Origin of the sequence: Cellulophaga baltica, from assembly GCF_018861125.1 — a bacterium.
Classification (GTDB): Bacteria; Bacteroidota; Bacteroidia; order Flavobacteriales; family Flavobacteriaceae; genus Cellulophaga; species Cellulophaga baltica_A.
This window is the reverse complement of sequence record NZ_JAHKQN010000018.1, coordinates 93,240-118,335: the sequence shown is the minus strand read 5'-3', so window position 1 is coordinate 118,335 and position 25,096 is coordinate 93,240. Positions and strand designations below refer to the sequence as shown.

Annotated in this window: 25 protein-coding genes; 15 read left to right on the top strand and 10 right to left on the bottom strand. The window is 32.2% G+C overall.

Features of this window, described 5'->3' with window-relative positions:
- Genes moaA through KO500_RS08725 form a run of 6 tightly spaced genes read left to right on the top strand, consistent with a single transcriptional unit; the run spans position 1 to position 5,054 of the window.
- A complete protein-coding gene (moaA, locus tag KO500_RS08750; RefSeq protein WP_215956155.1) occupies positions 1-984 on the top strand; it encodes a GTP 3',8-cyclase MoaA in 984 nt (327 codons plus the stop codon).
- Positions 984-1,457 (top strand): cyclic pyranopterin monophosphate synthase MoaC, encoded by a 474-nt coding sequence (gene moaC, locus KO500_RS08745; protein WP_215956154.1) that lies wholly within the window; start codon positions 984-986, stop codon positions 1,455-1,457. The genes moaA and moaC overlap by 1 nt, the downstream gene beginning before the upstream one ends.
- A complete protein-coding gene (gene mobA, locus KO500_RS08740; RefSeq protein WP_354668436.1) occupies positions 1,366-2,034 on the top strand; it encodes a molybdenum cofactor guanylyltransferase in 669 nt (222 codons plus the stop codon). The genes moaC and mobA overlap by 92 nt, the downstream gene beginning before the upstream one ends.
- Entirely contained in the window at positions 2,034-3,104 is a 1,071-nt protein-coding gene (locus KO500_RS08735) for a HesA/MoeB/ThiF family protein (protein WP_215956152.1), read from the top strand. Before mobA ends, KO500_RS08735 begins: the two co-directional genes overlap by 1 nt.
- Positions 3,091-3,867 carry a sulfite exporter TauE/SafE family protein gene (locus KO500_RS08730; protein WP_215956245.1) on the top strand — a complete coding sequence of 259 codons (777 nt, stop codon included), beginning with the start codon at positions 3,091-3,093 and terminating at the stop codon, positions 3,865-3,867. Before KO500_RS08735 ends, KO500_RS08730 begins: the two co-directional genes overlap by 14 nt.
- Positions 3,864-5,054, top strand: coding sequence for a molybdopterin molybdotransferase MoeA (locus KO500_RS08725; RefSeq protein WP_215956151.1), 1,191 nt, complete (start codon positions 3,864-3,866; stop codon positions 5,052-5,054). Before KO500_RS08730 ends, KO500_RS08725 begins: the two co-directional genes overlap by 4 nt.
- Positions 5,055-5,115: 61 nt before the next feature.
- On the opposite strand, the gene KO500_RS08720 is transcribed toward KO500_RS08725, so the two are convergent.
- The 3 genes from KO500_RS08720 to KO500_RS08710 all read right to left on the bottom strand — a co-directional run bounded on the left by KO500_RS08720 (position 5,116) and on the right by KO500_RS08710 (position 10,578).
- Complete coding sequence (locus KO500_RS08720; RefSeq protein WP_215956150.1) at positions 5,116-6,411, bottom strand: amidohydrolase family protein; 1,296 nt, start codon at positions 6,409-6,411, stop codon at positions 5,116-5,118.
- Between the two features lie 10 nt (positions 6,412-6,421).
- Positions 6,422-9,370, bottom strand: coding sequence for an amidohydrolase family protein (locus tag KO500_RS08715; protein ID WP_215956149.1), 2,949 nt, complete (start codon positions 9,368-9,370; stop codon positions 6,422-6,424).
- Positions 9,371-9,510: 140 nt separating this feature from the next.
- Complete coding sequence (locus KO500_RS08710; protein WP_215956148.1) at positions 9,511-10,578, bottom strand: DUF3810 domain-containing protein; 1,068 nt, start codon at positions 10,576-10,578, stop codon at positions 9,511-9,513.
- 84 nt (positions 10,579-10,662) lie between these two features.
- Between KO500_RS08710 and KO500_RS08705 the strand changes: the two genes are divergently transcribed.
- A complete protein-coding gene (locus KO500_RS08705) occupies positions 10,663-12,120 on the top strand; it encodes an aminoacyl-histidine dipeptidase (RefSeq protein WP_215956147.1) in 1,458 nt (485 codons plus the stop codon).
- A gap of 77 nt (positions 12,121-12,197) precedes the next feature.
- Here KO500_RS08705 and KO500_RS08700 read toward each other — a convergent pair whose 3' ends face one another.
- From KO500_RS08700 to KO500_RS08685, 4 genes are all read right to left on the bottom strand, one after another.
- Positions 12,198-13,301 (bottom strand): glycoside hydrolase family 5 protein, encoded by a 1,104-nt coding sequence (locus KO500_RS08700; RefSeq protein WP_215956146.1) that lies wholly within the window; start codon positions 13,299-13,301, stop codon positions 12,198-12,200.
- A 195-nt stretch (positions 13,302-13,496) separates the two neighbouring features.
- The gene (locus tag KO500_RS08695; RefSeq protein ID WP_215956145.1) at positions 13,497-14,636 is read right to left on the bottom strand and encodes a peptidylprolyl isomerase; all 1,140 of its coding nucleotides are present in this window, start codon (positions 14,634-14,636) and stop codon (positions 13,497-13,499) included.
- A 23-nt stretch (positions 14,637-14,659) separates the two neighbouring features.
- A complete protein-coding gene (gene gldI / locus KO500_RS08690) occupies positions 14,660-15,193 on the bottom strand; it encodes a gliding motility-associated peptidyl-prolyl isomerase GldI (RefSeq protein ID WP_215956144.1) in 534 nt (177 codons plus the stop codon).
- Complete coding sequence (locus KO500_RS08685) at positions 15,193-16,209, bottom strand: DHH family phosphoesterase (protein ID WP_215956143.1); 1,017 nt, start codon at positions 16,207-16,209, stop codon at positions 15,193-15,195. The genes gldI and KO500_RS08685 overlap by 1 nt, the downstream gene beginning before the upstream one ends.
- A gap of 78 nt (positions 16,210-16,287) precedes the next feature.
- On the opposite strand from KO500_RS08685, the gene KO500_RS08680 reads away from it, so the two are divergent.
- Together KO500_RS08680 and KO500_RS08675 are read left to right on the top strand one after the other, a co-directional pair.
- Positions 16,288-17,325, top strand: coding sequence for an alkaline phosphatase D family protein (locus KO500_RS08680; RefSeq protein WP_215956142.1), 1,038 nt, complete (start codon positions 16,288-16,290; stop codon positions 17,323-17,325).
- A gap of 101 nt (positions 17,326-17,426) precedes the next feature.
- Positions 17,427-17,846 (top strand): nucleoside-diphosphate kinase, encoded by a 420-nt coding sequence (locus KO500_RS08675; protein WP_215956141.1) that lies wholly within the window; start codon positions 17,427-17,429, stop codon positions 17,844-17,846.
- 79 nt (positions 17,847-17,925) lie between these two features.
- On the opposite strand, the gene KO500_RS08670 is transcribed toward KO500_RS08675, so the two are convergent.
- From KO500_RS08670 to recF, 3 genes are read right to left on the bottom strand one after another with little or no spacing between them, the layout of a single operon-like run.
- Entirely contained in the window at positions 17,926-18,222 is a 297-nt protein-coding gene (locus KO500_RS08670) for a DUF721 domain-containing protein (RefSeq protein WP_215956140.1), read from the bottom strand.
- Complete coding sequence (locus KO500_RS08665; protein WP_215956139.1) at positions 18,222-18,644, bottom strand: hypothetical protein; 423 nt, start codon at positions 18,642-18,644, stop codon at positions 18,222-18,224. Before KO500_RS08665 ends, KO500_RS08670 begins: the two co-directional genes overlap by 1 nt.
- A gap of 47 nt (positions 18,645-18,691) precedes the next feature.
- Positions 18,692-19,777, bottom strand: a complete 1,086-nt coding sequence (gene recF / locus KO500_RS08660) for a DNA replication/repair protein RecF (protein WP_215956138.1) — start codon at positions 19,775-19,777, stop codon at positions 18,692-18,694.
- Positions 19,778-19,902: 125 nt separating this feature from the next.
- On the opposite strand from recF, the gene KO500_RS08655 reads away from it, so the two are divergent.
- The 6 genes from KO500_RS08655 to KO500_RS08630 all read left to right on the top strand — a co-directional run bounded on the left by KO500_RS08655 (position 19,903) and on the right by KO500_RS08630 (position 25,094).
- Positions 19,903-20,676: a tetratricopeptide repeat protein gene (locus KO500_RS08655; protein WP_215956137.1), complete on the top strand. Its 774-nt coding sequence runs from the start codon at positions 19,903-19,905 to the stop codon at positions 20,674-20,676.
- 7 nt (positions 20,677-20,683) lie between these two features.
- Entirely contained in the window at positions 20,684-21,166 is a 483-nt protein-coding gene (gene ribH / locus KO500_RS08650; RefSeq protein ID WP_215956136.1) for a 6,7-dimethyl-8-ribityllumazine synthase, read from the top strand.
- A gap of 119 nt (positions 21,167-21,285) precedes the next feature.
- A complete protein-coding gene (locus KO500_RS08645; protein ID WP_252732459.1) occupies positions 21,286-21,603 on the top strand; it encodes a hypothetical protein in 318 nt (105 codons plus the stop codon).
- On the top strand, positions 21,603-23,483 hold the full coding sequence (mutL, locus tag KO500_RS08640; protein ID WP_215956135.1) for a DNA mismatch repair endonuclease MutL: 1,881 nt from the start codon (positions 21,603-21,605) through the stop codon (positions 23,481-23,483). The genes KO500_RS08645 and mutL overlap by 1 nt, the downstream gene beginning before the upstream one ends.
- On the top strand, positions 23,483-24,226 hold the full coding sequence (locus KO500_RS08635; RefSeq protein ID WP_215956134.1) for a rhomboid family intramembrane serine protease: 744 nt from the start codon (positions 23,483-23,485) through the stop codon (positions 24,224-24,226). Before mutL ends, KO500_RS08635 begins: the two co-directional genes overlap by 1 nt.
- A gap of 1 nt (position 24,227) precedes the next feature.
- Complete coding sequence (locus KO500_RS08630) at positions 24,228-25,094, top strand: rhomboid family intramembrane serine protease (RefSeq protein WP_215956133.1); 867 nt, start codon at positions 24,228-24,230, stop codon at positions 25,092-25,094.
- Positions 25,095-25,096: the final 2 nt, after the last annotated feature.

The window sequence follows — 25,096 nt, the reverse complement described above, 5'->3', positions numbered from 1 at the left end:
ATGTTAGTAGACAATCATAATAGAACTATTAATTACCTGCGTTTGGCAGTAACGGACCGTTGCAATTTGCGTTGTAATTACTGTATGCCATCTGAAGGAATAAATTTTGCTGAAAATAATAAGCTGTTTACGATTGATGAGTTAACAAAATTAAGTCAGATTTTAGTAGATCAAGGCGTAAATAAAATTCGAATTACAGGAGGAGAGCCTTTTGTTCGTAAAGATTTGATGGTGCTACTCCGTAATTTATCTAAAATGGATGGTTTAGATGATATTTCAATCACCACAAATGCAACAGTAATTGGTCCTTATATAGATGAGCTAAAATCGTTGGGAATTAAAAACCTTAATATTAGTATGGATGCTATTACTAAGGAGACTTTTAAAAGAATAACAAGGCGTGATCAATACGATACAGTGTATGAAAATATCATTAAACTAATTACAGAAGGTTTTAATGTGCGTATTAACTTTATAGCACTTGATGGGCAAAATACAGATGATATTATCCCGATGCTAGATTTAGCAAAGCATCACAATGTTTGTGTTCGATATTTAGAAGAAATGCCATTTAATGGCGGAACAAAATCTTTTGAAGCAATTACTTGGGATTATAAAAGGATTTTAGAACATATAGCTGATAAATATCCTGATTATTATCAGCTTAAATCACCAAAAACATCAACTTCTGTAAATTACAAGATCCCTGGTTTTGTGGGGTCTTTTGGAGTAATACCTTCCTTCACTAGAACATTTTGTGGTTCTTGTAACCGATTGAGAATATCGGCAACTGGTGATGTAATTACTTGTTTGTATGCAAAAGCAAGTAGTAATTTAATTACCGCAATGCGAAGCGATAATTCAGAAGAAAAAGTAAAAGAAAATATTTTAAAAGCAGTGGGTAGTAGGGCCAAAACTGGTTTTGAAGCGCAGGAAAAATATATAGGAGTTTTTTCAAACTCAATGACTTCAATAGGAGGATAATGGAAAATAAATTATCGCATATAGATGATGCCGGAAATGCGTCAATGGTTGATGTTTCTGAAAAAGAAATTACTACTAGAACAGCAATTGCGACTGGGCAGGTAGTTTTTCCGCAAGAAGTATTTGAAACACTTGCTGGTCAAGATTTTTTAGGAAAAAAAGGGAGTATTATTCAAACAGCTGTAATTGCCGGTATTCAAGCGGTTAAAAAAACTTCAGACTTAATTCCGCTATGTCATCAATTAGCAATATCAAAAATAGCAATTGATATACAGCCAAAAGGGAATAGTTTGATTATAACCTGCACCGTAAAATGTAATGAACGAACAGGGGTAGAGATGGAAGCTTTAACAGGGGTCTCAGTTAGTGCTTTAACCATTTATGATATGTGCAAAGCATTATCACAAGATATTACTATTACAGATGTGCAATTGGCAAAAAAAACGGGAGGAAAAAGTGACTTCAATAGATAAAATATACGGTTTAGTTTTGTCGGGCGGGAAAAGCACCCGAATGGGAAAGGATAAAAGTGTGATTGAATATCATGGCATACCGCAGCGCGACTATATTTATAATTTGCTCGATGAGGTTTGTGATGAAACTTTCATTAGTATTCGAAAAGATCAAGAAACAGAAATACCTAAAGATTTTCAAGTAATTATTGATGAAGATAAATTCAGAGGGCCTTATAACGGAATTTTATCAGCACACGCGCAACATTCAAATGTAGCATGGTTGGTTTTAGCTTGTGATTTACCTTTAATTAATCTAAAAGCATTAAAAGAATTGATAAAGGCTAGAGATACTAGTAAACTGGCAACATCATTTGCTTTACGAGAAAACCCATTGCCAGAACCATTATGTGCAATTTGGGAAGCAGATAGTTTGAAAAAATCTGTTGATTACATGAATAGCCAGCAAGGTAGTTGCCCAAGAAAATTTTTAATTAATAATGATATTGCTTTAGTTTTTCCTTCAGATGAAAAAGTATTAATGAATGCCAATTCTGTTACCGAATATGAAGAAGCTTTAAAAATAGTTGGAAACTAATGAACCTGGAACGCTATTCTCGACAAACACAATTAAAAGAATTTGGTTTTGAAGCACAAAAAAAACTTTCTGAAGCCAAGGTTTTGGTTGTTGGTGCTGGAGGGTTGGGAGTTCCGGCTTTAACTTATTTGAATGCCATGGGCGTTGGCACTTTAGGAATTATGGATAACGATGTAGTCAGTTTATCCAATTTGCACCGACAAGTAAGTTACTATGAAAGCGAAATAGGACAATCAAAAATTAATAAACTTATAGAGAAGCTTGAAGCTCAAAACTCGAATACAAAATTAATACCGTACCATACTTTTTTAACTAAGGAAAACGCTTTAGAAATAATTTTAAATTATGACGTTGTTTTAGATGCATCTGACAATTTTGCAACACGTTATTTAGTTAATGATGCTTGTGTAGTTTTAAATAAGCCTTTTGTTTATGGAGCATTGCATAGTTTTGAAGGTCAAGTGAGTGTTTTTAATTACCAAAACGGACCAACGTATCGTTGTATTTTTCCGACTATGCCAAATCCATCTGAAATCCCAAATTGTAATGAGAACGGAGTTTTAGGTGTTGTGCCAGGTATTATTGGCAACTTGCAAGCCTTAGAAACTGTAAAAGTTATCACAGGAATAGGCGAGGTACTCTCAGGAAAATTTTTGTTATTTGATGGTTTACATCAGAATTATCAAAAAATAAATTTTAAAAAAATAGTTGGAAATGATCAAATTACCAAGTTGAAAGATTCATATGATTTTAGTTGTGAGCTTGAGCAACAATCAGTTACTACAGATGAGTTACTTGAAATAATACAATCTAAAAATGTACAATTGTTGGATGTACGTACTCTTGAAGAATTTAATCTATTTCATATAGATAATTCATTGCATATTCCTTTAGCAGATTTAGTAGATGAGCTTGAAAAAGTGAATTTTTCAGAAGAAGTTTATGTTATTTGCCAGTCAGGTATTCGTAGTCAGAAAGCTATAACTTTATTATCAGAAAAAGTACCAGAAGCAACACTGATTAATGTAACAGGCGGTATTAATAAATGGAATGAGTATGTTATTAGATAGTACTCATTTAATACTACTCTGTTTAGGGTTTTTTATTGTAGCAACATTATATTCTTCTGTTGGTTTTGGTGGCGGTTCTAGTTATTTAGCCTTACTAACTTTATTCTTGCCTAGTTTTTTTGCTATTCGCTCCATTGCGCTAATTTGTAATTTAGTAGTAGTTAGTGGTAGTACTTATTTATATTTTAAGCACAATCACGCAAAAATTAAAGATTTTATTCCTTTTATACTCACTAGTATTCCACTGGCATTTATAGGAGCAACTTTTAAGCTTGATGAGTATATTTTTTTTATCATTCTAGGGGTGTTACTAATACTTTCAGCAATTGTGTTAGCAGGTCAAACATTTTCTAAAAATAAAATAGAAAAAGAGGTGAAAAAATATCCTGCATATTTTAGTTATGTTACGGGAGGTGTAATTGGTTTTTTATCTGGTTTAGTGGGTATTGGCGGTGGTATTTTTTTGGCGCCATTATTAAATCATTTCAAATGGAACACACCAATCAAAATTGCTGCTTTGGCAAGTTTTTTTATTTTAGTAAATTCGGTTTCTGGAATTCTAGGATTGCTTAATGCGGGAACATTACAACTTCCTTGGAAAGAAACATTTTTTTTAATAATTGCTGTTTTTTTAGGCGGACAATTAGGAATTAGAATTAGTTTAAAAAAATTAACACCAAATAACATTAAACGATTAACAGCCTTATTAGTTTTTATTGTTGGTATTCGGGTGTTGCTTAAAAACGGATTAGAAGTGTTATGATAACATATGATGAAGCCTTTAGGAGGGTGATGCTGTACACACAAGATTTTGGGGAAGAAACAGTAGATTTAATGTCTAGTCAAAACAGAATTTTGGCGGAGACAATATATGCTGATAGAGATTTTCCTCCATTTAATAGATCAACAAAAGATGGAATTGCTATTAATCAATCTGCTTTAGAAAAAGGTTTGCGCACTTTTAAAATAGAAGGTGTAATAAGTGCAGGAATGCCGCAACAGATATTACAAGATAGTTCAAATTGTCTAGAAATAATGACTGGTGCCGTTTTGCCTGAAAACGCAGACACTATTATTATGTATGAAGATGTTGATCTTAAAGATGGTTCCGCTACAATAAATGCAGACCCAAAAAAAGGACAAAATATACATTTTAAAGGTAGTGATAAAAAAGAGGGTACAGTTTTATTGGATAAGGGAATTCAAATTTCTGCTTCTGAAATAGGTATTTTAGCATCTGTTGGTAAAAGTGAAGTGTTGGTAAAAAAATTACCTAAGGTTTGTGTTATTTCTACTGGTGATGAATTGGTGCCAGTTGATGAAACTCCTTTGTCACATCAAGTGAGAACATCAAATGTACTTTCGTTGAAAGCGGCTTTGCTCGAGGAAAAAATTGATGCTACTCATTTACATATTTATGATGACAAAAAAGGTATTGAAGAAAGACTGAAAATAGCTACTAAGCATTATGATGTTTTATTATTAAGCGGTGGTGTATCAAAAGGTAAGTTTGATTTTATTCCTGAAGTGTTAGATGAACTTGGTGTTGAAAAAATATTTCATAAAGTATTGCAACGACCAGGAAGACCTTTTTGGTTTGGTGTGCATGAAGAATACAAAACAGTGGTTTTTTCTTTTCCTGGAAATCCAATTTCAACTTTTTCTAATTATCATGTCTATTTTACACCTTGGTTAAAAAACTCCTTAGGTTTAGGTGTAAAGGATGAATTTGTAGAATTGGATAATGATACACCAATGCATCCATACTTAACATTATACGTTCCTGTAAAAACGAAATTTGAAAACGGTAAACTGTATGCCAAAACTGTTGAAAATAACGGTTCAGGAGATTTAACGTGTTTAGCTGAAGTAGATGGTTTTGTCTGTTTAGCATCAAGAGATACCGAATATAAAGAAGGTGAATTAGTTCCGTTTATTCCTTCGAAATAAAAAATAAAAAAAGCGACTGAAGAAATTCAGTCGCTTTTTCAACAATATAAATATTACTTTTCTATTTAGTCTCTTCGTATTTATTCATGTAACGTTTCCAAAGTTCTGTTTGGTGCGTTTCTAGTGAGATATCTCTACCATCAATATATGCTTTACTTAAAATATTTGTACGCATATCTAAAGCATCTCCTTCTGAAATAAAAAGAGTAGCGCTTTTGCCTACTTCTAAGGTTCCGTAATCAGCATCAATTCCTAAAATTTTGGCATTATTACTAGTAATTAACTGTAGTGCAATTTCTTTATCTAAACCTTGACCAACAATTTGACCTGCATAGAAAGGTAAATTTCTAGTCTGAAAATTAGATGCAGAAGCGTTTTGTAAACCAACCAGCAGACCTGCGTCAACTAATAATTTGGGGTTTTTATAAGGTAAATCATAATCATCATCTTCAAATTCAGGTAATGTATGCGTAAAATTAACTAAAATGGCTATATCATTTTTCTTTAAGAAATCTGTGATTTTATGAGCTTCATATCCACCAACCAATACAACTTCTTTTATATTATTTTCTTTAGCTAAAGTAATAGCATCTATTATTTCTTTTTCACCGTTTGCATATATGTATAATTTTTTTGAACCATCAAATAAACCTTGCATCGCTTTAAAAGCAAGATTCATTTCTTTAGGAGTGGACTTTCCATAAGCAAATGAATTTTTAATAAAACTTTTAATTTTATCTAACTCTTCAACATACTTGTCATTAGGTTTAAAACCAGAGTCTACACCAAAACTTCTACGGTCTTGCTTGAAATAATTTGGCCAATGCATATGAATGCCATCATCTTCTTTAACAATAGCATCTTCCCAATTCCAAGCATCAAATTGTACAATTGATGAGGTTCCTGAGATACGGCCACCTTTTGGTGTTACTTGAGCCAATAATACTCCATTAGGTCTCATGCTTTCTACAACTTTAGACTCAGCATTGTAGGCTATGATACTGCGTATATGCGGAATCATATCACCAATTTCATCTTGGTCATCACTTGCACGTACGGCATTAACTTCCACTAAGCCTAGTGACTTTGCAGGTGCAATAAAACCAGGGTAAATATGTTTGTCATTAGCGTTTATAACGGTACCTTTTCGTGCTATTTTCATGTTAGCACTACCAACGTAGGTTATTTTTCCGCCTTCAAAAATTACTAATGAGTTTTCTATAATTTTTCCATTACCTAAATGCGCAGTAGCGCCTTCAATTGTAATGGCTTCTGTCTGTTTTTTAGCGGGTGTTTGTTGGGCGAAACCAACACTTATACAGCTAAAAATTAAGAGTGTATATAATATTTTTTTCATGTTTGTATTTTTATAATGAATCACAATGAAATTCTTTATTCAATTTTTTTCTAGGCTTTTGAGTAGGTTTTCCACTTTCCTTTTCCTTAAGCATCATATTGATTAAGATGTTTCTTTCTTCTTGAATAAGTTTTCTTTGCTGCTTGTCTTTTTCAATATCAAAATATATGGTACCATCAATTATTGTTTTTTCTGCCTTAGCATAAACAGATAGCGGGTGATCTGTCCAAAGAACAACATCAGCATCTTTACCAACTTTTAAACTTCCAGTTCGATCATCAAGATGTAAAAGTTTAGCAGGGTTTATAGTTACCATTTTCCAAGCTTCTTCTTCTGAAACATCACCATATTTTACAATTTTACCAGCTTCTTGGTTTAGTCTACGTGACATTTCGCGGTCATCACTATTAATTGCAACTGTTACCCCTTGGCTATGCATTATTGCAGCATTATAAGGTATGGCGTCATTTACTTCATATTTGTACGCCCACCAATCGCTAAAAGTAGAACCACCAACACCATGCTCGGCCATTTTATCAGCAACTTTGTAACCTTCGAGTATGTGTGTGAAAGTGTTGATTTTGAAATTAAACTTTTCAGCAACTTTCATTAGCATGTTTATTTCACTTTGTACATAAGAGTGGCAACTAATAAAAACTTCACCATTTAAAATTTGAGCAATAACTTCCATTTCTTCATCATAGCGATAAGGCTTTCCGCTTTTTTTAAGTTCGTCATATTCTTTACCTCTTTGAAAGTAGTTCATATAAACTTGCTCAACACCCATTCTAGTTTGTGGAAAACGGCTAAAGCTCCCCCAGTTAGATTGTTTTACATTTTCACCTAAGGCAAATTTTATAAATTTAGGACTGTTGCTATAAATCATTTTATCAGCAGTTTCTCCCCATTTTAATTTTATAATTGCTGAGCGTCCACCAATAGGGTTTGCAGAACCGTGCAATAGTTGTGATGTTGTTACACCACCACCTAAGTTTCTGTAAATATTCATATCCTCACTATTTACAGCATCTTCCATAGTAACTTCAGCAGAGGAATTTTGTCCGGCTTCATTAACACTATATAAGCCAATATGCGAATGTTCATCAATAACACCAGCAGTAACGTGCTTTCCGGTAGCATCAATTACTTTAGCACCGCCAGCACTTAAGTCTTTTCCTATCTTACTTATTTTTCCATTTTTAATAAGTAAATCAGTATTTTTTAAAATACCATCATCTTCACTCGTCCAAACTGTTGCATTTTTAAATAGTATAGTCTCTTGTTTTGGTTTAGTAGCACTACCATAACCAATATTAGGGTAGTGGATAGGCATTAGAGTAAGAGCTTCTTTTTCTTTTTCTTTCTTTTCTTTTTCAGAAAAGCTTTTTGTTTTTATAGCTTTAAAACTTGTTTCTTCACCTGTTGGTAAAATTAAGCGACCACTTAATTCATCAGAAGAATTGCTTGCCAAGCTTGTCATTCTATATAGCTCATCATTTTTAGTAGAAAATGATAAGTCTAACCAATTGTTGACATATTTAATTTTAGAATCAAGCTTTATGGTATCTTCTTTAATTGTAGCTTTTGGTTTACTGGTTTGTCCTGCAATATTAAGCTTGAATGTTTTATTAGCAACAATCAAATCATAATCACCACGTATATCTTTTAAGTTGATATCATTTACTACACTTTTTTGACCTTGAACCCAGTTTTCATAAAGTGTAGTATTCTTGTCAAAAATATCACCAGAAGCAATTAAGAAGTTTGCATAACTACCTGATTTTAATGATCCTATTTGAGAACTTTTGCCTAAAATCTGAGCAGGAATTGTTGTTAATGCTTCTAAAGCTTTTGTTTTTGAAAGTCCGTAAGTAATGGCTTTCAATAAATTTTCTTTAAATGTTTTTGTAGATTTTGAATCGTAAAGTGTAATAGCGTATTGAACTCCGTTTTCACTCAATACTTTTGGGTTTGAAGGAGCTAAGTTCCAATGGCGCATATTATCTAAAGAGACATAACCAGCTTGATAAGGGTTCGAAACATCAAAAGCTACAGGGAAATTTAAAGGAAGAATATATTTAGCATTTGTCGCTTTAATTTCTGTGATACTTTCATACTCATCACCACCTGCTAAAATAGTATATTGAATTCCGTTAGCGTCTCCTATTTTATCAGCAAGTAAATCTTTAAATTTATCTTTTGCTTCAATAATTTGGGGAAGGTTTTTGTTTGCTATTAATGCCTCTAAAGAACGGTCTTTGGTATCAATATTACCTTTTGCATACCAATCCATATCATTATACATTTGGCGTAAAAGTGCAGTAGTTCCCATTAATGAGGTTGGGTATGCTTGTTTTTTAGTAATACTTCTGTTAAATGAAAAGTATTGAGCTGATTTATCATCAAGTACGCGATTAGCATCAGTTCCTTCAGAATTCAATGCGATAAGTATACCAGTTCCACGTGCAATACCATCTTGTAAGTGTGTATTTACAATTCCGAAACCAGCTTCACGCAATTCTTTGGCTTTTTTAGCATCAAACTTATACGTAGCAATGGCATTTGTTTCTGGCATAATGTGATCGTTCCAATAAAAACCTTCTCTAGTAGGTTCATATTCGGCTGTTCTACCTCTGCCAGGAGCTCTTTCAGGTTTTTTTATCCCAAAATCTGAATAAATATCAATAAAAGAAGGGTAGATAGATTTTCCTGAGACATCAATTGTTACAGTGTTTTTAGGTATTGTAACAGATTTTCCAGCTTGAACAACTTTACCGTTTTGAATAAGTAGAGTACCGTTTTCAATTACTTGATTTGGAGTAACATAGATTTTGGCATTTGTAAAAGCTGTGTAGTTGTTGTTTTTTGATTTTACACCGTCATTCTTCGGGAAATAATCTTGTGCAAGCAAAAAACTGCTACACCATAACATGGTGAGCACGAGTAAACGTGTTTTCATAAAAGTATTTTTGTTAATTAGTCTCTCTAAAAATAAGAGATAAACTTTTAAAAGACAGTATTGTTAATTTTTTTAACATCGAGTTAAGATATTAATGAAAGACTAGTAAAAAAGAACAATTAATATTAGTGAATAGAAAATTACAAAGGATGTTTTTGATGATAGCTTACAAGTAGTAAAACTACACGACTATAGCTTTCTATTCCGTCTTTCTGGTTATTTGCCTTTAAGAAAGAGCTGAAAATGGCTTTGAAAATAGGTTCGGTAACGTTTTCATACTGTTTCCAGAAAGCGGCTAATTCCTGATAATTTTTTTTGACACCAGGGTTAATCTGTAAAAGTAGTTTTTCAAAAGCTTCTTTATCATTTCTTTTAATATCTCTTAAACAATAATTTAAAGCGTAAGCATAAGCACTATATTTAAAATAACGATCATCATTATTCAATGTAACCAAATAACCAATTAAATTAGTTTCGTTTTCAGCGGAATATCCAATCTGGTGTCCCATTTCATGACCTGCAATTACTGGAAATCTAAAATTTGGCACTAAACTATTTACTTGTGCTTCATTAGTAAAGGGGTTCAGATAGCCACCATAGCCCATATAACTAAGTCCAATACTAAATAATGATTCTTTAGTGCTTGGTTGTTCGTATTTTAAGAAAGGGTGTATTTTTTTTAAACGAGCGTAACCTTCAATTGTTTTTTTGAATATTACCTTATTTAAATATGGATTTTTAACCATTTTAGTGCTATCATTTGTAATAGCCACTTGAGCTTCATTAGTTTTTGATATGAGTAAGGTTACAAAATCAAGTAAATCTTCTTTATCATGATTTTCAGTAATATTCAATTTACTGGCAATGGGTTCGCGGTAATAATTCAACCCCCAAGAAATATGAAATGTAAAGTAAGCAACGGCTAAGACAAATAAGATATTTCTTAAAAAAATAAGTTTGTTATCCCAAATGTATTTTCTTTTTACAAAAACGTATCTAATTGCTAGTATAATCAATATAGCGTATAATATATCGCCAATTGAAAAAGGTATCCACCCAAATAAAAAACGAAAAAATTTTGAAATATAGTTGTAAAGGTTGTCGCTGTAGTACCTTTCAATAAGGTTAGGGTAATGACTAATCCATTTGATAAAAAGTATTTGCGGTACTATGGATAGCGCTATTATGTTTTTAAAATTACCCTTCATTTAAAATTTAATAATCTTTTGTGCTATCAAAAATAGTGTAATCTTTTAGTATCCGTATTTTTGAGGTAGAATTATGATATAATTATGAGTAAAGAAGTACGACAATTAGTGCCAAACAATGTTTGGAATAAATTTGCAGATTTAAATGCAGTACCAAGACCTTCAAAAAAAGAAGAGCGTGTAATTGCATTTATGCTTGACTTTGGGAAGTCTTTAGGTCTTCAAACTTTTGAAGATGAGGTTGGTAATGTAATTATCAGAAAACCTGCAACCTTAGGGTATGAAAATAGAAAGATGGTTACACTACAATCGCATTTAGATATGGTGCATCAAAAAAATAACGATACTACTTTTGATTTTGATACAGAAGGTATTGCTATGGTTATTGATGGTGATTGGGTAAAAGCTAAAGGAACAACACTTGGTGCTGATAATGGTATGGGTGTTGCAACTATTATGGCTTTGTTAGAAAGTACTGATATTCCGCACCCTGCATTAGAAGCTTTGTTTACTATTGATGAAGAAACTGGTATGACAGGTGCAATGGGTTTAAAAGGTGGAATTTTACAAGGTGATATTCTTTTAAATTTAGATACCGAAGAAGATGATGAGATTGATATAGGTTGTGCTGGTGGTGTAGATATTACTGCAAAACGTACCTATAACGAAAAACCTGTGCCAAGAGGAGTGCAAGCTTTTAAAATTACAGTAAAAGGTCTAACAGGTGGGCATAGTGGTATGGATATTCATAAGGGTTTGGGTAATGCCAATAAAATTATGAATAGACTGTTGTATTTAAGTTCAGAGCAATATACTGTTAGAATAGCTACAATTGATGGAGGTAGCTTGCGAAATGCAATTCCGAGAGAAAGCGTTGCAACACTTGTTGTAGATAAGTCGCATAGCCAAGCTTTTCAGAAAGATATTGAAAATTGGTCTCAAATAATAAAAAAAGAAAAAACTTTAATTGAACCAGATTTGGAGATTTTACTTGAAGAGGTTAAAAAACCTAGAAAAGTTATGGGAATTGGAAGTCAAGAGAAGCTGCTGAAGGCTATATATGCTGCACATAATGGTGTTTATAGTATGAGTTTGGCAATTGTTGATTTGGTAGAAACTTCAAATAATGTAGCTAGAGTTATTGTGAAAAACGGAAAAGTAAAAGTAGGCTGTTTAACACGTTCTTCTGTTGAAACTGGAAGAGAAGATTTGGCAAATACATTAAGGTCAACATTTGAACTTGCTGGTTTTGATGTAAGTTTAAGTAGAGAGTATCCTGGATGGAATCCAAACCCTAATTCTGTAATTTTAAAAGTATTAGAGGCTCAATATGAGCAGGTTTTTAATGAGAAACCAAAAGTTGTTGCCTGTCATGCTGGTTTAGAATGTGGAATTTTAGGTCAGAATTATCCAGAAATGGATATGATTAGTTACGGACCAACAATAAAAGGAGCACACTCACCAGATGAACGTGTTAGTATTTCTTCAGTTCAGAAATTTTGGAAGTTTACTTTAGAAATTTTAAAGAATATTCCTGAGTAAATAAAAATAGTTTGTCAAATAAAAAGCTCCTTCTGCAACTGCAGAAGGAGCTTTTGTTTTTTATAGATAATGATAAACTAGTAAGTTGGGTTTTTAGCCAACATTTCAGTTCTAACCATACTTCCAGAAGTTGTTAGTTCACTCTCATTCCAATTTCCGTCTCCACTGGCGCCCGGGGTTAATGCCGCAGAACTTTCATCTTTATCTGCTATTGACCAATTACACCATGATATTTTGTTTTCATCTAAAAATGACCACCATGTATTTGCTGAGTCAACATCAATGGAACCTCCGCCAGAAGCTTCTGTAACACCAAATTCAGTAACGAAAATTGCTATATTGTTATTTATAGCTGTGCTAGCATAGTTTCTTAATTCTTCCTTATGAGTTGAAGAATAGTAGTGTAAGGTATAAGCAACATTATCATCATCAATTTCATTACCAACCACTTCATCAACACGTTGTGACCATGTTCTAGTACCGCAGACAATAATATTATTACTATCATATTGTCTTATAGTTGCAATTACACTTTCGTGGTATGGTTTTAAAACATCAACCCATGAAACATCTAAAGGTTCATTATAGGTTTCATAAATAATATTTGGATAATCACCATATTTTTGAGCTACTTCAGCAAAAAATGCTTTGGCTTCTTCTAAATTTTGTTCAGCATAATGACTGTGCCAATCTACAATTACATAAATACCGGCTTCAATAGCAGCATCAATTACGGTAAAAACTTTTGCTTTTTCAGTATCAGGATTACTTAAATAGCCATCAGAATCTTCAACACCCATTGATGCTCTAACAATTGTTGCATTCCAATCACTCTGTAGCCAATTTACTGTTCCAGAAGTGTAGAATTGTCCCATCCATTGACTCCAAAATAGCGACATTCCCCGTAATTGAATTTCGTTGTTATCCTGGTCAATAATCTTGCTACCAGAAACACTTAGTTGTCCATATTCTTCAACTACGGTAGTGTAATCCAAAGTTTCTTCTGTATCCTCTTCTTCCTCTTCGTTTTGTTCTTCTTCTGTTACCTCGTCCTCATCTTCAGAAATTTCTTCTTCTTCAGTTTCAGCAGTAATTTCATTTTCAAAAAAATCTTCATTATTTGAACATGATGTACATAAAATAAAGCATAATAAAATTGTGTTTAATAGTGTTCTTTTCATAAAGTGTTTAAATAAATAGGTTAAGTTCTAAAAGTGTCCAATAAATATGTTTTAAAAAAAACTTACTAGATTAACGTAATTGTTAATGAGTTAGTATTGCAGTTCGTCGAATATAGATTCGGGATAAAATAAAAAATCCCAGAACGAAAATTGTCGTTCTGGGATTGTAAAAATTAGTATTTTAATATAGGCTAACTATTCAGCTACACCAGTAATTTCTAAATCAAAGATTAAATCTGTACTTGGCGGTATTGGTCCTCTACCAGTTTCTCCGTAAGCTAAGTGATAAGGAATGAAAATACGTGCTTTTTGACCGATTTCCATATTCATTAAAGCTTCTTTAAAACCAGCAATTAAACCAGCATCCATTGATACAGGCATTGGTATTGCTTCATAACCGTTTTGTGCTTTTCTGTTTTCGTTAAACTGACCAAATTCAGTAGCAATAGTTTCAACATTACTGTCAAATAAACGACCATCTTCAAAATAACCTGCGTAGTATACGTTTACAGTTTGGCCAAGTTTAGTTTTTTGTCCGCTACCTTTATTAATTGTAAAAATTTTCAGGCCAGATTCTAAAGTTTGAGAAGCACTTTTTTGTCCTTCTAATTCACTTACAAATTTAGCTTTCGTTACTTTTAGCTTTTCTTCACGTTCTTTTGCTAACCTTGCGGCTTCTTTCTCTTTTAATTCTTCTTCTTCAAAATATTTAGACATTACGGCAACGGCATCAAACTTTTTAGCTTCTTTACCATTTCTAATAATCTCTACTTTATTCATTACCACATCAACTTCAGGTTTGTCTTTTGCTAAAGTTTTTACATTGGCAATAGAGTCAACAATATCTAAACCACTAACAACTTCACCAAAAACAGTGTGTTTGCCGTCTAAAAAAGGAGTTGCTTTATGTGTAATAAAAAATTGACTTCCATTTGTTTTAGGCCCAGAATTTGCCATAGATAAAATTCCTTTTTTATCATGTTTTAATGAATCTACAAATTCATCAGCAAACTTATAACCAGGAGAACCTGTGCCTGTTCCAGTCGGATCACCACTTTGAATCATAAAATCTTTTATAACTCTGTGAAAAGTTATTCCATCATAATAATTTTTCCCTTTAAGACTGTCTGTAACAAAAGGACTTTTACCTTCAGCAAGAGAAACAAAGTTAGCTACAGTTACAGGTGTTTTATCGTATTCTAATTTTACAATAATATCGCCTTTAGTAGTTTGTATATCTGCAAAGAGACCGTCACCTAAATCTTTAAATTGACTAGACTTGCAACTAGATAGTAATGCTGTTGCGATAAGAAAAACACTAAGAATTTTTTTCATTTTATTGAGCTATTTAATTTTTATTATTTTTTTTCGATTTTAAGTATTTCTACTGAAGATTTAATAGGGGTATTTGGTGCAATTCTATTATCATCACCGTGGTAGCCAAATGCTAATGAAGACGGGTAAATGAAAGTAGCTTTCTCATTTTCTTTTAATAAAGTGAAATTATTCCGTAACCCCTTAAATAAACTAGGCTTGTCAACATTTATTTGTTGTACTCCAATTTCTTTAGCACTATAAATGGTATCATTTGTAAGTGTCATGATATTATAAGTCATTGTTACAATATCTTCCCCTTTTGGTAAATAATTTAAAGTATCATTTTTAGTTTCGTAGTAATACCATGAACCTGTTTTAGTATTTAAGTAAGTATGCGAAGTGTCTTTACTAACTAAACCATATATAATTTGTACTTCTAGAGCTAAAAGATCTTTGTTGCGTTCAACAGTCGATTTTATAATTTTAGGTGTTGATGTACTTACTGGTTTACGGGCAACTGGGCCGTCACAACTACAAATTAATAGAATAGTAAGTAGGTATATAATATTTCTCATTAGTTAACTAATTCATTTTTAAATTCAGGTAGTATGCTCAAAAAGCGTGCGGCAGTTTCTTTCAATGATAAATCGCTCTTCCCGCCAGCAGCATTATCATGTCCGCCACCTTCAAAATATGTCCTTGCAAATTTATTTACAGAAAAATTACCTTGTGAACGGAATGATATTTTGATGATTCCTTCTTCTCTATTTTCAATAAAGATCACAGCAAACTTAATACCTTCAAGTGTTAATCCGTAATTAACAAAGCCTTCAGTATCTCCTTTTTTGTATTTGTATAAATCTAATTCATCTTGACTTAGTGTGATATATGCAGTACTATATTCGTCAAGAATGACCATATTTTTAAGGGCACAGCCTAATAAATGTAATCTACTTGGTGAATTTGTATTATAAATAGCATTGTTTATATCAGAATTTTTTGCTCCTTTATCAATAAGGTGCCCGGCAACTACATGTGTTTTACTAGTTGTTGACCTAAATCTGAAAGAACCAGTATCGGTCATAATACCTGTATATAAACAATTTGCCATTTCAGGAGTAACTTTATCACTATCACCTAAATAATCAATAAAATGATAAACCATTTCACAAGTAGAACTCATTGTAACGTCAGAATAAGTGACAACTGCATAATCAGAAGGTGCTTGGTGGTGGTCAATCATCACAAACTGAGCTGTTGCATCTTCCAAAAATTGCTCCATTTGGCCTACACGACCAAAATCATTAAAGTCTAAAGTAAATATTAGTGTAGCTTCACTTAGTGCATTTTTTGCCTGAGAATTTTCTTTTTCAAAATTTAAAATAGCATCACAACCTGGCATCCATTTCAAAAACTTAGGAGAATCATTGGGACTGACAACAGTAGCGTCATGGCCAGCATTTTTAAGGTAATGCCAAAGTCCTAAAGTAGACCCGATGGCATCTCCATCAGGGTTTTTGTGCGGTATGATTGCAATTTTTTGTGGTGTACTTAGTAGCTCTTTTATTTTGTTGATATCCTCTAAATTCATGCCCGCAAAGATACTAATTATAACATACAGGTAACATGTAAAAAACTATTTTTGTGTGAACCTAAAAATGAAGATGAGATGAAATTAATTACACCTATTTTATTTTTGCTGTTTGTGATAGCAGCTTGCAAATCGGTAGAGAGAAATTTAGATGTTCAACAACAAATTGTGGAAGAATCCGATTTTACAATTGCTTTTGGTTCTTGTAATAAGGCTGAATTTTCAAATGTTTTATGGGATGATATTTTAAAAACATCACCTGATGTATGGATTTGGGGCGGTGATATTGTGTATGCAGATACTGATAATATGACTAAGTTGAAAGAAGCGTATGCTACTCAAAATAATGTAGAAGGTTACAAGGTTTTAAAAAGTAGCGTGCCTGTTATTGGTACTTGGGATGATCATGATTACGGTGTAAACGACGGTGGCGTAGAATTTAAAGCTAAAAAGGGTAGTCAGCAACAGTTTTTAGATTTCATGGGGGTTTCAAAAACGAGTACAAGGAGGCAACAAGAGGGGGTTTATGCTGTTCATGATTATGATACTCCAAAAGGTAGTGTTAAGATTTTGGTTTTAGATACGCGGTATTTTAGAACAGCACTTACTAAAGATACAGAAACTAATAAACGCAATAAACCGAACGTTTATGGTGAAGGTACAGTTTTAGGTGAAGTACAATGGGAGTGGTTAGAAAACGAATTGAATACGAGTAAAGCTGATTTTAATATTTTGGTGAGTAGTATTCAAGTACTGTCTTATGAGCATGGTTTTGAAACTTGGGGTAATTTTCCACATGAAGTGGATAAGCTAAAAAAAATGATAGCATCATCAAAAGCAAAAGGAGTTGCTATTATATCTGGTGACAGGCATATCTCTGAATTTTCTAAAACAAATATTGAAAGTGTGTCTTATCCGTTGATAGATTTTACAAGTAGTGGTTTAACACATGTGTATGCTGATTTTACATCTGAAGAAAATAAATATAGAGTAGGAGAGGTTGTGCCTGTAATAAGTTTCGGGACTTTAAGTTTTGATTTTGAGGTAAATAAAATTACTTATAAGATTGTTGGTGATAATTCAGAAGTACTTGGGAGTTTAGAACAAGCCTATTAATTTGCGATTTTTGGCCTTAAAAGACTGAATTAACAGCTATTTAATATTGAAATAGTATAATATGTTATAAAAATAGTACTTTTGCGGAAAATTTAAGGAAAATGACAACAAATAGAACATTTACAATGCTTAAGCCAGATGCTGTTGAAAACGGACATATTGGTGCTATTTTAGACAAAATAAATGCTGCTGGATTTAAGATTGTAGCTATGAAATATACGCAGTTAAGTACAAGAGATGCTCAAGCATTTTATGCAGTACATAGCGAACGTCCTTTTTATGGTGAATTAGTAGAATTCATGACAAGAGGTCCTATCGTTGCTGCTGTTTTAGAAAAAGATAATGCAGTTGAAGATTTTAGAGCTTTAATAGGGGCAACTAACCCTGCAGAAGCAGCTGACGGAACTATTCGTAAAATGTTTGCAACATCTATGGGTGAAAATGCAGTTCATGGTTCAGATAGTGATGAGAATGCGACAATTGAAGCTTCTTTCCATTTTTCAGGAAGAGAGATTTTCTAAATTAGAAAATTAAATAATATAAAAAATGCCATCTGAATTTCAGATGGCATTTTTGTTTTATAAATATAGAGGAACTCTTTTATCTCAATACTAATTTTTTAATAACTTCTTTGCCTAGCTCTTCATTGAGCATGCGTATAATTTTAGATTTCCCTAAACTTAGTTCTTGTCTAAGTACTGATGATGATAATGAAATAAAAAGGGTATCGCTACGTAATTCAATGGCAGTGGTGTAATTATTAACGCCATTCCCCATTAATTTGGTCCAAGCTTCACGAGTATCAACTTTATCAATACCTTTTTGTAATTTATTGGTGCTGATAAAATCTTGTAAAGCTTCACTTAAAGGAATGTTTTCTTTGCGTCTTTTTGCCATTATTTTGAAATGTTTATAGGTTCATAGCGCTTGTAAAGGTACGTGATATCGTCTTCATTTGTAACTGAAAATTGATCTTTTGTAAGTGTTTTTAAACTTTCGGTCCAATCACTTAAATCATTTTTATAATTTAAAAAAATCTGATTTTCTTTTTTAAAAACGGTAAAAAATTCAGCGTCATCGTTTGTAATATATGAGCCGTTAAAATTTGGTTTCACTTTTTTTCTAAATCCTTTCAATTGTTCAATTTCTATATAGTCGATACTTTCATTAACAGTGTAATCTTTAGTTTGTCCATTAGGGAAAGTTACTTTTTGTATTTCCCAATAGCCATTCAATAAGGGTAGATCTTTTTCATCAATATTATTAGTGCAAGAATAAGAGAATAAAACCAAGCATATAAGCGATAATTTCGATTTCATATTTTTTAAATTTTAATGTAAATTATTATAGTACGGTGTTTTAAAAATTAGCTTCCTAATTTAAACATCTTGTATGATTGATGAATTGTTTTTATAACGGCTTCAGTTCTATCGGCATGAGTATCACTAATAAAAAGCTGTCCAAAATTTTCATCATTTACAAGGCTAATGATATGACTCACTCTGTTTTCGTCTAGTTTGTCAAAAATATCATCTAGTAAGAGTATTGGATTGGTGTTTGCTTGTGCTTTTATAAAATGGAATTGCGCTAATTTTAAGGCTATTAAAAAAGATTTTTGTTGTCCTTGACTTCCGAATTTTTTTATAGGATATTCGCCTAAATTAAAATTTAAATCGTCTTTATGAATACCAACACTAGTGTATTGTAATGCACGGTCTTTGTCTATGTTTTTATCAAATAGATTGAGTAAGCTATCATTTAACAATTTACTGTCGTAAACTAAAGATATATTTTCACTATCACCAGATATTACCTTGTACTGCTCTTTAAAAATAGGAATAAAAGTTTCTAAAAAGGCAACACGCTTATTAAAAATTTCAGTTCCATAACCGTCAAGTTGTTCGTTATAAACGCTTAGAGTTGTTTTGTCAAAAGTTTGATTAGCGGTAAAGTATTTTAAAAGTGAATTACGTTGGCTAAGTATCTTATTATATTTTAATAAGGTTTGTAAATACCCTTTATCTGATTGTGATATTACACCATCAATAAATTTTCTACGAGTGTCGCTACCTTCGGTAATTAAATCTCTATCTGATGGTGAAATGATAACTAAAGGTAAAAAGCCAATATGGTCAGATAGTTTGTCATAGGCTTTGCTATTTTTTTTTATAATTTTTTTGGCGCCTTTTTTTAAGCTACAAACTATTTTTTCTTCTCGATCATTTTTTTCAAAATTACCTTCAATTACAAAAAAATCTTCACCATGCTTTATGTTTTGAGTTGCAATAGGGTTGAAGTAACTTTTGCCAAATGAAAGATGGTAAATAGCATCTAAAACATTTGTTTTTCCAATACCATTTTGCCCAACAAAGCAGTTGATTTTATTGTCAAATTCAAAATTTTCAGAACTAAAATTCTTGTAATTTATAAGTGATAATTTCTTCAGAAACATTCTGTGTAAACCCTATTTTAAAGATTGAATTGTAGATGAAGGCGCAAATTATCGAAAAATAACGAATAAGAAGCTTTACATTATGAATAAAAACTTTATTTTTGCCCGATTATTAAAATTAAATAATGGCTACATACAAGAAGCGCGGTTATAAAGCAAAAGAAGTAAAGATTGAAACTACGGAAGAAGTAGAATTCAATGAACAAGACAGTACAACAGCAGAAGTTTTTAACACTTTAGAAGAAAGTGCTTCTAAATCTGAAGAATGGGTTTCAAAAAACCAAAACTACATTTTGGGTGTTATTGCTGTTATTGCAGTTGCTGTACTTGGTTATTTAGCTTTTGAACAGTTTGTAAAACAACCAAAAGAAGCTGAAGCAGGGAATGAAATGTTTTATGCTATGCAATATTACAACCAGGCATTACAAAGTGAAACTGCAAAAGATTCACTTTATAATTTAGCATTAAATGGTGCTAATGGTAAATATGGTTTAATTGATGTAATTGATAATTATAGTGGTACTCAAAATGCAAACTTGGCAACATATGCTGCTGGTATGTCATTTTTAAATACACAAAAATATACTGAAGCAATAGATTATTTAGAAAACTATTCTTCTGATGATATAGTTACTAATGCAATGGCAAAAGGTGCTATTGGTGATGCTTTTATGCAATTAAATCAACCGGAAGATGCATTGGGTTATTATGAAAAAGCAGCATCTGCAAATGCTAATGATTTTACAACACCAATGTTTTTACAGAAAGCAGGAGTAACAGCTTTAGAGTTAGGTGATAAAAGTGCAGCTTTAAATTACTTTGAAAGAATTAAAGAAGAATTTGCAAGTTCTACAGAAGCTAATCTGGTAGACGCTTATATTGCAATGGCAAAAAACTAAGATACGTATGGCTACAGCCAATAAAAATTTGTCGGTTTACGATAAAACAACAATCCCAAATGCGAAAAATTTTCGGTTTGGGATTGTTGTTTCTGAATGGAATACAGAAATTACAGAAGGATTATATAATGGAGCTATAGATGCACTTTTAGATTGTGGTGCAACTGAATCTAACATTATCCGTTGGGATGTTCCTGGTAGTTTTGAATTAACTTTTGGAAGTAAAAAAATGATTGAAAGTCAAAATGTAGATGCTGTTATTGCTATAGGTAGTGTTATACAAGGTGAAACAAAACATTTTGATTTTGTTTGTGACGCTACTGCTCAAGGTATAAAGGACTTGAATATTCTAACTGATACACCTGTAATATTTTGTGTGTTAACTGATAATACTATGCAACAAGCTATTGATCGTAGTGGTGGTATCCATGGTAATAAAGGTGCTGAGGCTGCAATTGCAGCAATTAAAATGGCGGCTTTAGGCGACTAGTGTTAAGTTTTACTATTTTTATTTTATCTTGATAACTTAGTAAAATATACTTTTTAGTGAGCAATTGTTAACAATTTTTGGCATCTAATAAAAGGTATTTTTCTGTATTTTCAGTACTTTTGATACTGAATCAAAACAAACTCATCTTGAGATTAAAAGGTTTTAAACTTCGTAAGAATACTAGTTTTAGATATGTTCCGCGTTATGCGGAAGACGAAGGTGTGGACAATCCTTATAAATTTGATTCTAAATTTTCAAAATATAAAAATGCTTCTATCTCTGGCGATATTAGAGGTCAGTGGGGAGAGGCAAGAAAGGCTAGTAGAACTAAAGGTAATCGAGAGATTAATTTTAGGCTAATAGTTATTATAGCCATATTATGCTTAATTGTACTGTGGTTTTTCGACTTTGATTTATCTCTATTTACCAGATTTTAATGGCCGATATTATTCAACTTTTACCCGACCATGTAGCGAATCAAATTGCTGCTGGTGAGGTGGTGCAACGACCAGCTTCAGTAGTTAAAGAACTTCTAGAAAATGCTATTGATGCAGGTGCTGATACTATTAAACTTATTATTAAAGATGGTGGTAAGGCATTGATACAAGTTGTTGATAATGGTAAAGGCATGAGCGAAACTGATGCTCGCTTAAGCTTTGAACGCCACGCAACTTCAAAAATTAAAAGTGCCGAAGATTTATTTAGTTTAAACACTAAGGGTTTTAGGGGTGAAGCGTTAGCTTCAATAGCTGCGATTGCACATGTTGAACTACATACTAAAACTGAAGATGATGAGGTTGGTACACAGCTAAAAATTGAAGGTAGTAAAATAATATCTCAAGAAATATCGGTTACGCCAAAAGGGACTTCATTGTGTGTGAAGAATTTGTTTTTTAATATTCCGGCAAGACGAAATTTTTTAAAGTCGAACCAAGTTGAATTTAGGCATATTACTGATGAGTTTCATCGTGTAGCTCTTGCTCATCCATCAATTCAGTTTAATTTTTATAACAATGGAAGTGAAATATTTAACCTTCCGTGTTCAAATTATAGGCAACGTATTGTAAACATTTTTGGTAGTAAAACTAATGAGAAACTTGTACCTGCCGATGAAGAAACACAAGTGGTTAAAATTTCAGGATTTATAACAAAACCTGAGTATTCAAAAAAGAGTAGGGGAGAACAGTTTTTCTTTGTAAATAATAGATTTATAAAAAGTCCGTACTTACATCATGCTGTAGTAAGTGCTTTTGAAGGTCTAATTAAATCAGAAAATCACCCTGGTTATTTTTTGTATCTAGATGTTGACCCTTCAACTATAGATATTAATATTCATCCAACTAAAACGGAGATTAAGTTTGATGATGAGCATACACTTTATGCCTTACTTCGTTCTACAATAAAACATGCTTTAGGGCAATTTAATGTGGTGCCTAGTATTGATTTTGATCAAGATCCTAATTTAGATACACCATATAATTATCAAAATAAATCAGCAGAACAACCGAATGTGGTTGTTGATGCAGGTTTTAATCCTTTCGCAACTGATAAACCAATAGATAAGACTTCTTCTGGAAGTAATGCTAATTCTTTTTCTGTACCCAAATTTGAGAAACCTAACACTAAAGGTTGGGAAAACCTATATGTTGGTTTAGAGTCTAACGTGGGTAAAGATTCTGATTTTAGTAGTATTAGTTTTGAATCTGACGTAATTACAGGTTCTATTTTTGACGAACAGCGTGAGCCAATTGATGCTGTAGCAACCACTTTTCAATTAAGACGAAAATATATTGTGACAACTATTAAATCGGGTATGGTTGTTATTGATCAGAGTAGAGCGCACCAAAGAGTTTTGTATGAAAACTTTTTAAAAAATATTACTGTTAAAGAAGCTGTAAGTCAGCAATTGTTATTTCCGTTGCAATTATCATTTTCAAAAGCAGATGTGTTAATTATTAGTGAGATAAAAGATAGTTTGCAAACTTTAGGTTTTGCTTTTGATAAAATTGAAGAGGAACATGTTGAAATTACTGGTGTTCCTTTGTTGGTACCGGAAAGTGAGGTTGGTATGGTTTTAGATCAATTGATCTCTGACTATCAAATGGATGTTGAGACTGACAGTTTTTCGCAATCTGATATTGTTTCTAAAACATTAAGTAAAACATTGGCAGTAAAAACTGGAGAACAATTAGATAGCGAATCACAATTAGCATTGGTGAACAATCTATTTGCTTGTAAGGAATTTAAAGTAAGTCCGTTTAATAAACCTATATACATTACTATTACAAGTGATGATATTGATAAAAAATTCTTGTAATGATTAAAATTACTGATGCTGTTAAGCATTTAATAATTATAAATGTGTTGTTTTTTATAGCAACACAACTGTATGGCGATCAAATGTATCAATGGTTTGCATTGTGGTTTCCTAAAAATGAAAACTTTCAAATCTGGCAGATTGTAACACACATGTTCATGCATGGTGGTACAACTCATATTTTATTTAATATGATTGGTTTGTGGATGTTTGGATCAGCTGTAGAGCGTTATTTGGATAAAACTCAATTTTTATTTCTTTATTTTTCAGCAGGATTAGGTGCTGTTTTGTTTCAGCTTGGCTTTTATTATTTCAATTTTATTCCAGCTTTTTCAGAATTACAAAGTTCTGGTTTGGCGGCGGATCAAATAACAGAAATGTTGACTTCTAATCGACTTATTGAAGGAGTGACAAATGCTCAAGTGACTCAATTAAGAACAATTGCTCCGTATTTTAATGCGTCAATGGTAGGTGCTTCAGGCTGTATTATGGGAGTTTTAGCAGCATTTGGTGTTATGAATCCTAATGCGGAGTTAATGATGATATTTTTACCAATACCGATAAAAGCTAAATATTTTATACCTGGTATAATTCTCTTAGATGTCATATCAGCTGTAACAGGCCAATCGTTTTTTAGTCCGAGTAATACTGCTTATATGGCACACGTAGGTGGTGCATTGATTGGTTTTATTATGATGTGGTACTGGAAAAAGAATTCATTTAATAAGAATCGTTGGAATTAGAATGAGTACAGATTTAAAATATCAATATGCCCGATTAAATATTGCTGAAAAAATAATAGCAATAAACGTAGTTGTGTTTATTGTTACACGACTTATTTCGGTTTTGTTTGGTATAACAGGTGTGTCTCTTGTAAGTTGGTTTGAACTGCCAAAAGATTTCTTTTCATTTATAACCCAGCCTTGGTCAATAATTACCTATTCTTTTTTACATGGTGGTTTTATGCATATTTTTTGGAATATGTTAATGCTTTTTTATGTAGGCAGAATGTTTGTAAACCTTTTTAGTAACCGTCGTTTTATAAATGTCTACTTTTTAGGAGTTATATTAGGTGGAATAATATTTTTATTAAGTTATAATATTTTTCCAGCATTAACAGGTCAGAATAATGTTTTAGTTGGTGCTTCTGCTGGTGTTACTGCAGTTTTAATTTTTCTATGTACATACACGCCAAACCAAGAGGTTCGTGTGGTATTCTTTAATGTTAAATTATGGTATGTTGGGGTGTTTTTTGTGCTAACTGATTTGATTCAAATTGGGTATGGTGCAAATATTGGTGGAAGATTAGCGCATTTAGGTGGTGCATTTTTAGGTTATATTTATGCTAAAAAATTAATGGATGGTGTTGATATTGGATCTGGTTTCTCTGGTATGATAGATTGGTTTTTAAATCTTTTTAATAAAGAAAAAAAAGCCCCATTGAAAACAGTGTATAGAAAACCTACGTCCAACTTAAAAAAAGAAGTTAGTTATGAAAAAGAAACTCATCAAAGACAAGTAGATGCAATACTAGATAAGATTAGTAAATCTGGTTATGAGAGTCTTTCAAATGAGGAAAAAGATTTTTTATTTAAAGCAGGAAAAGAATAGAT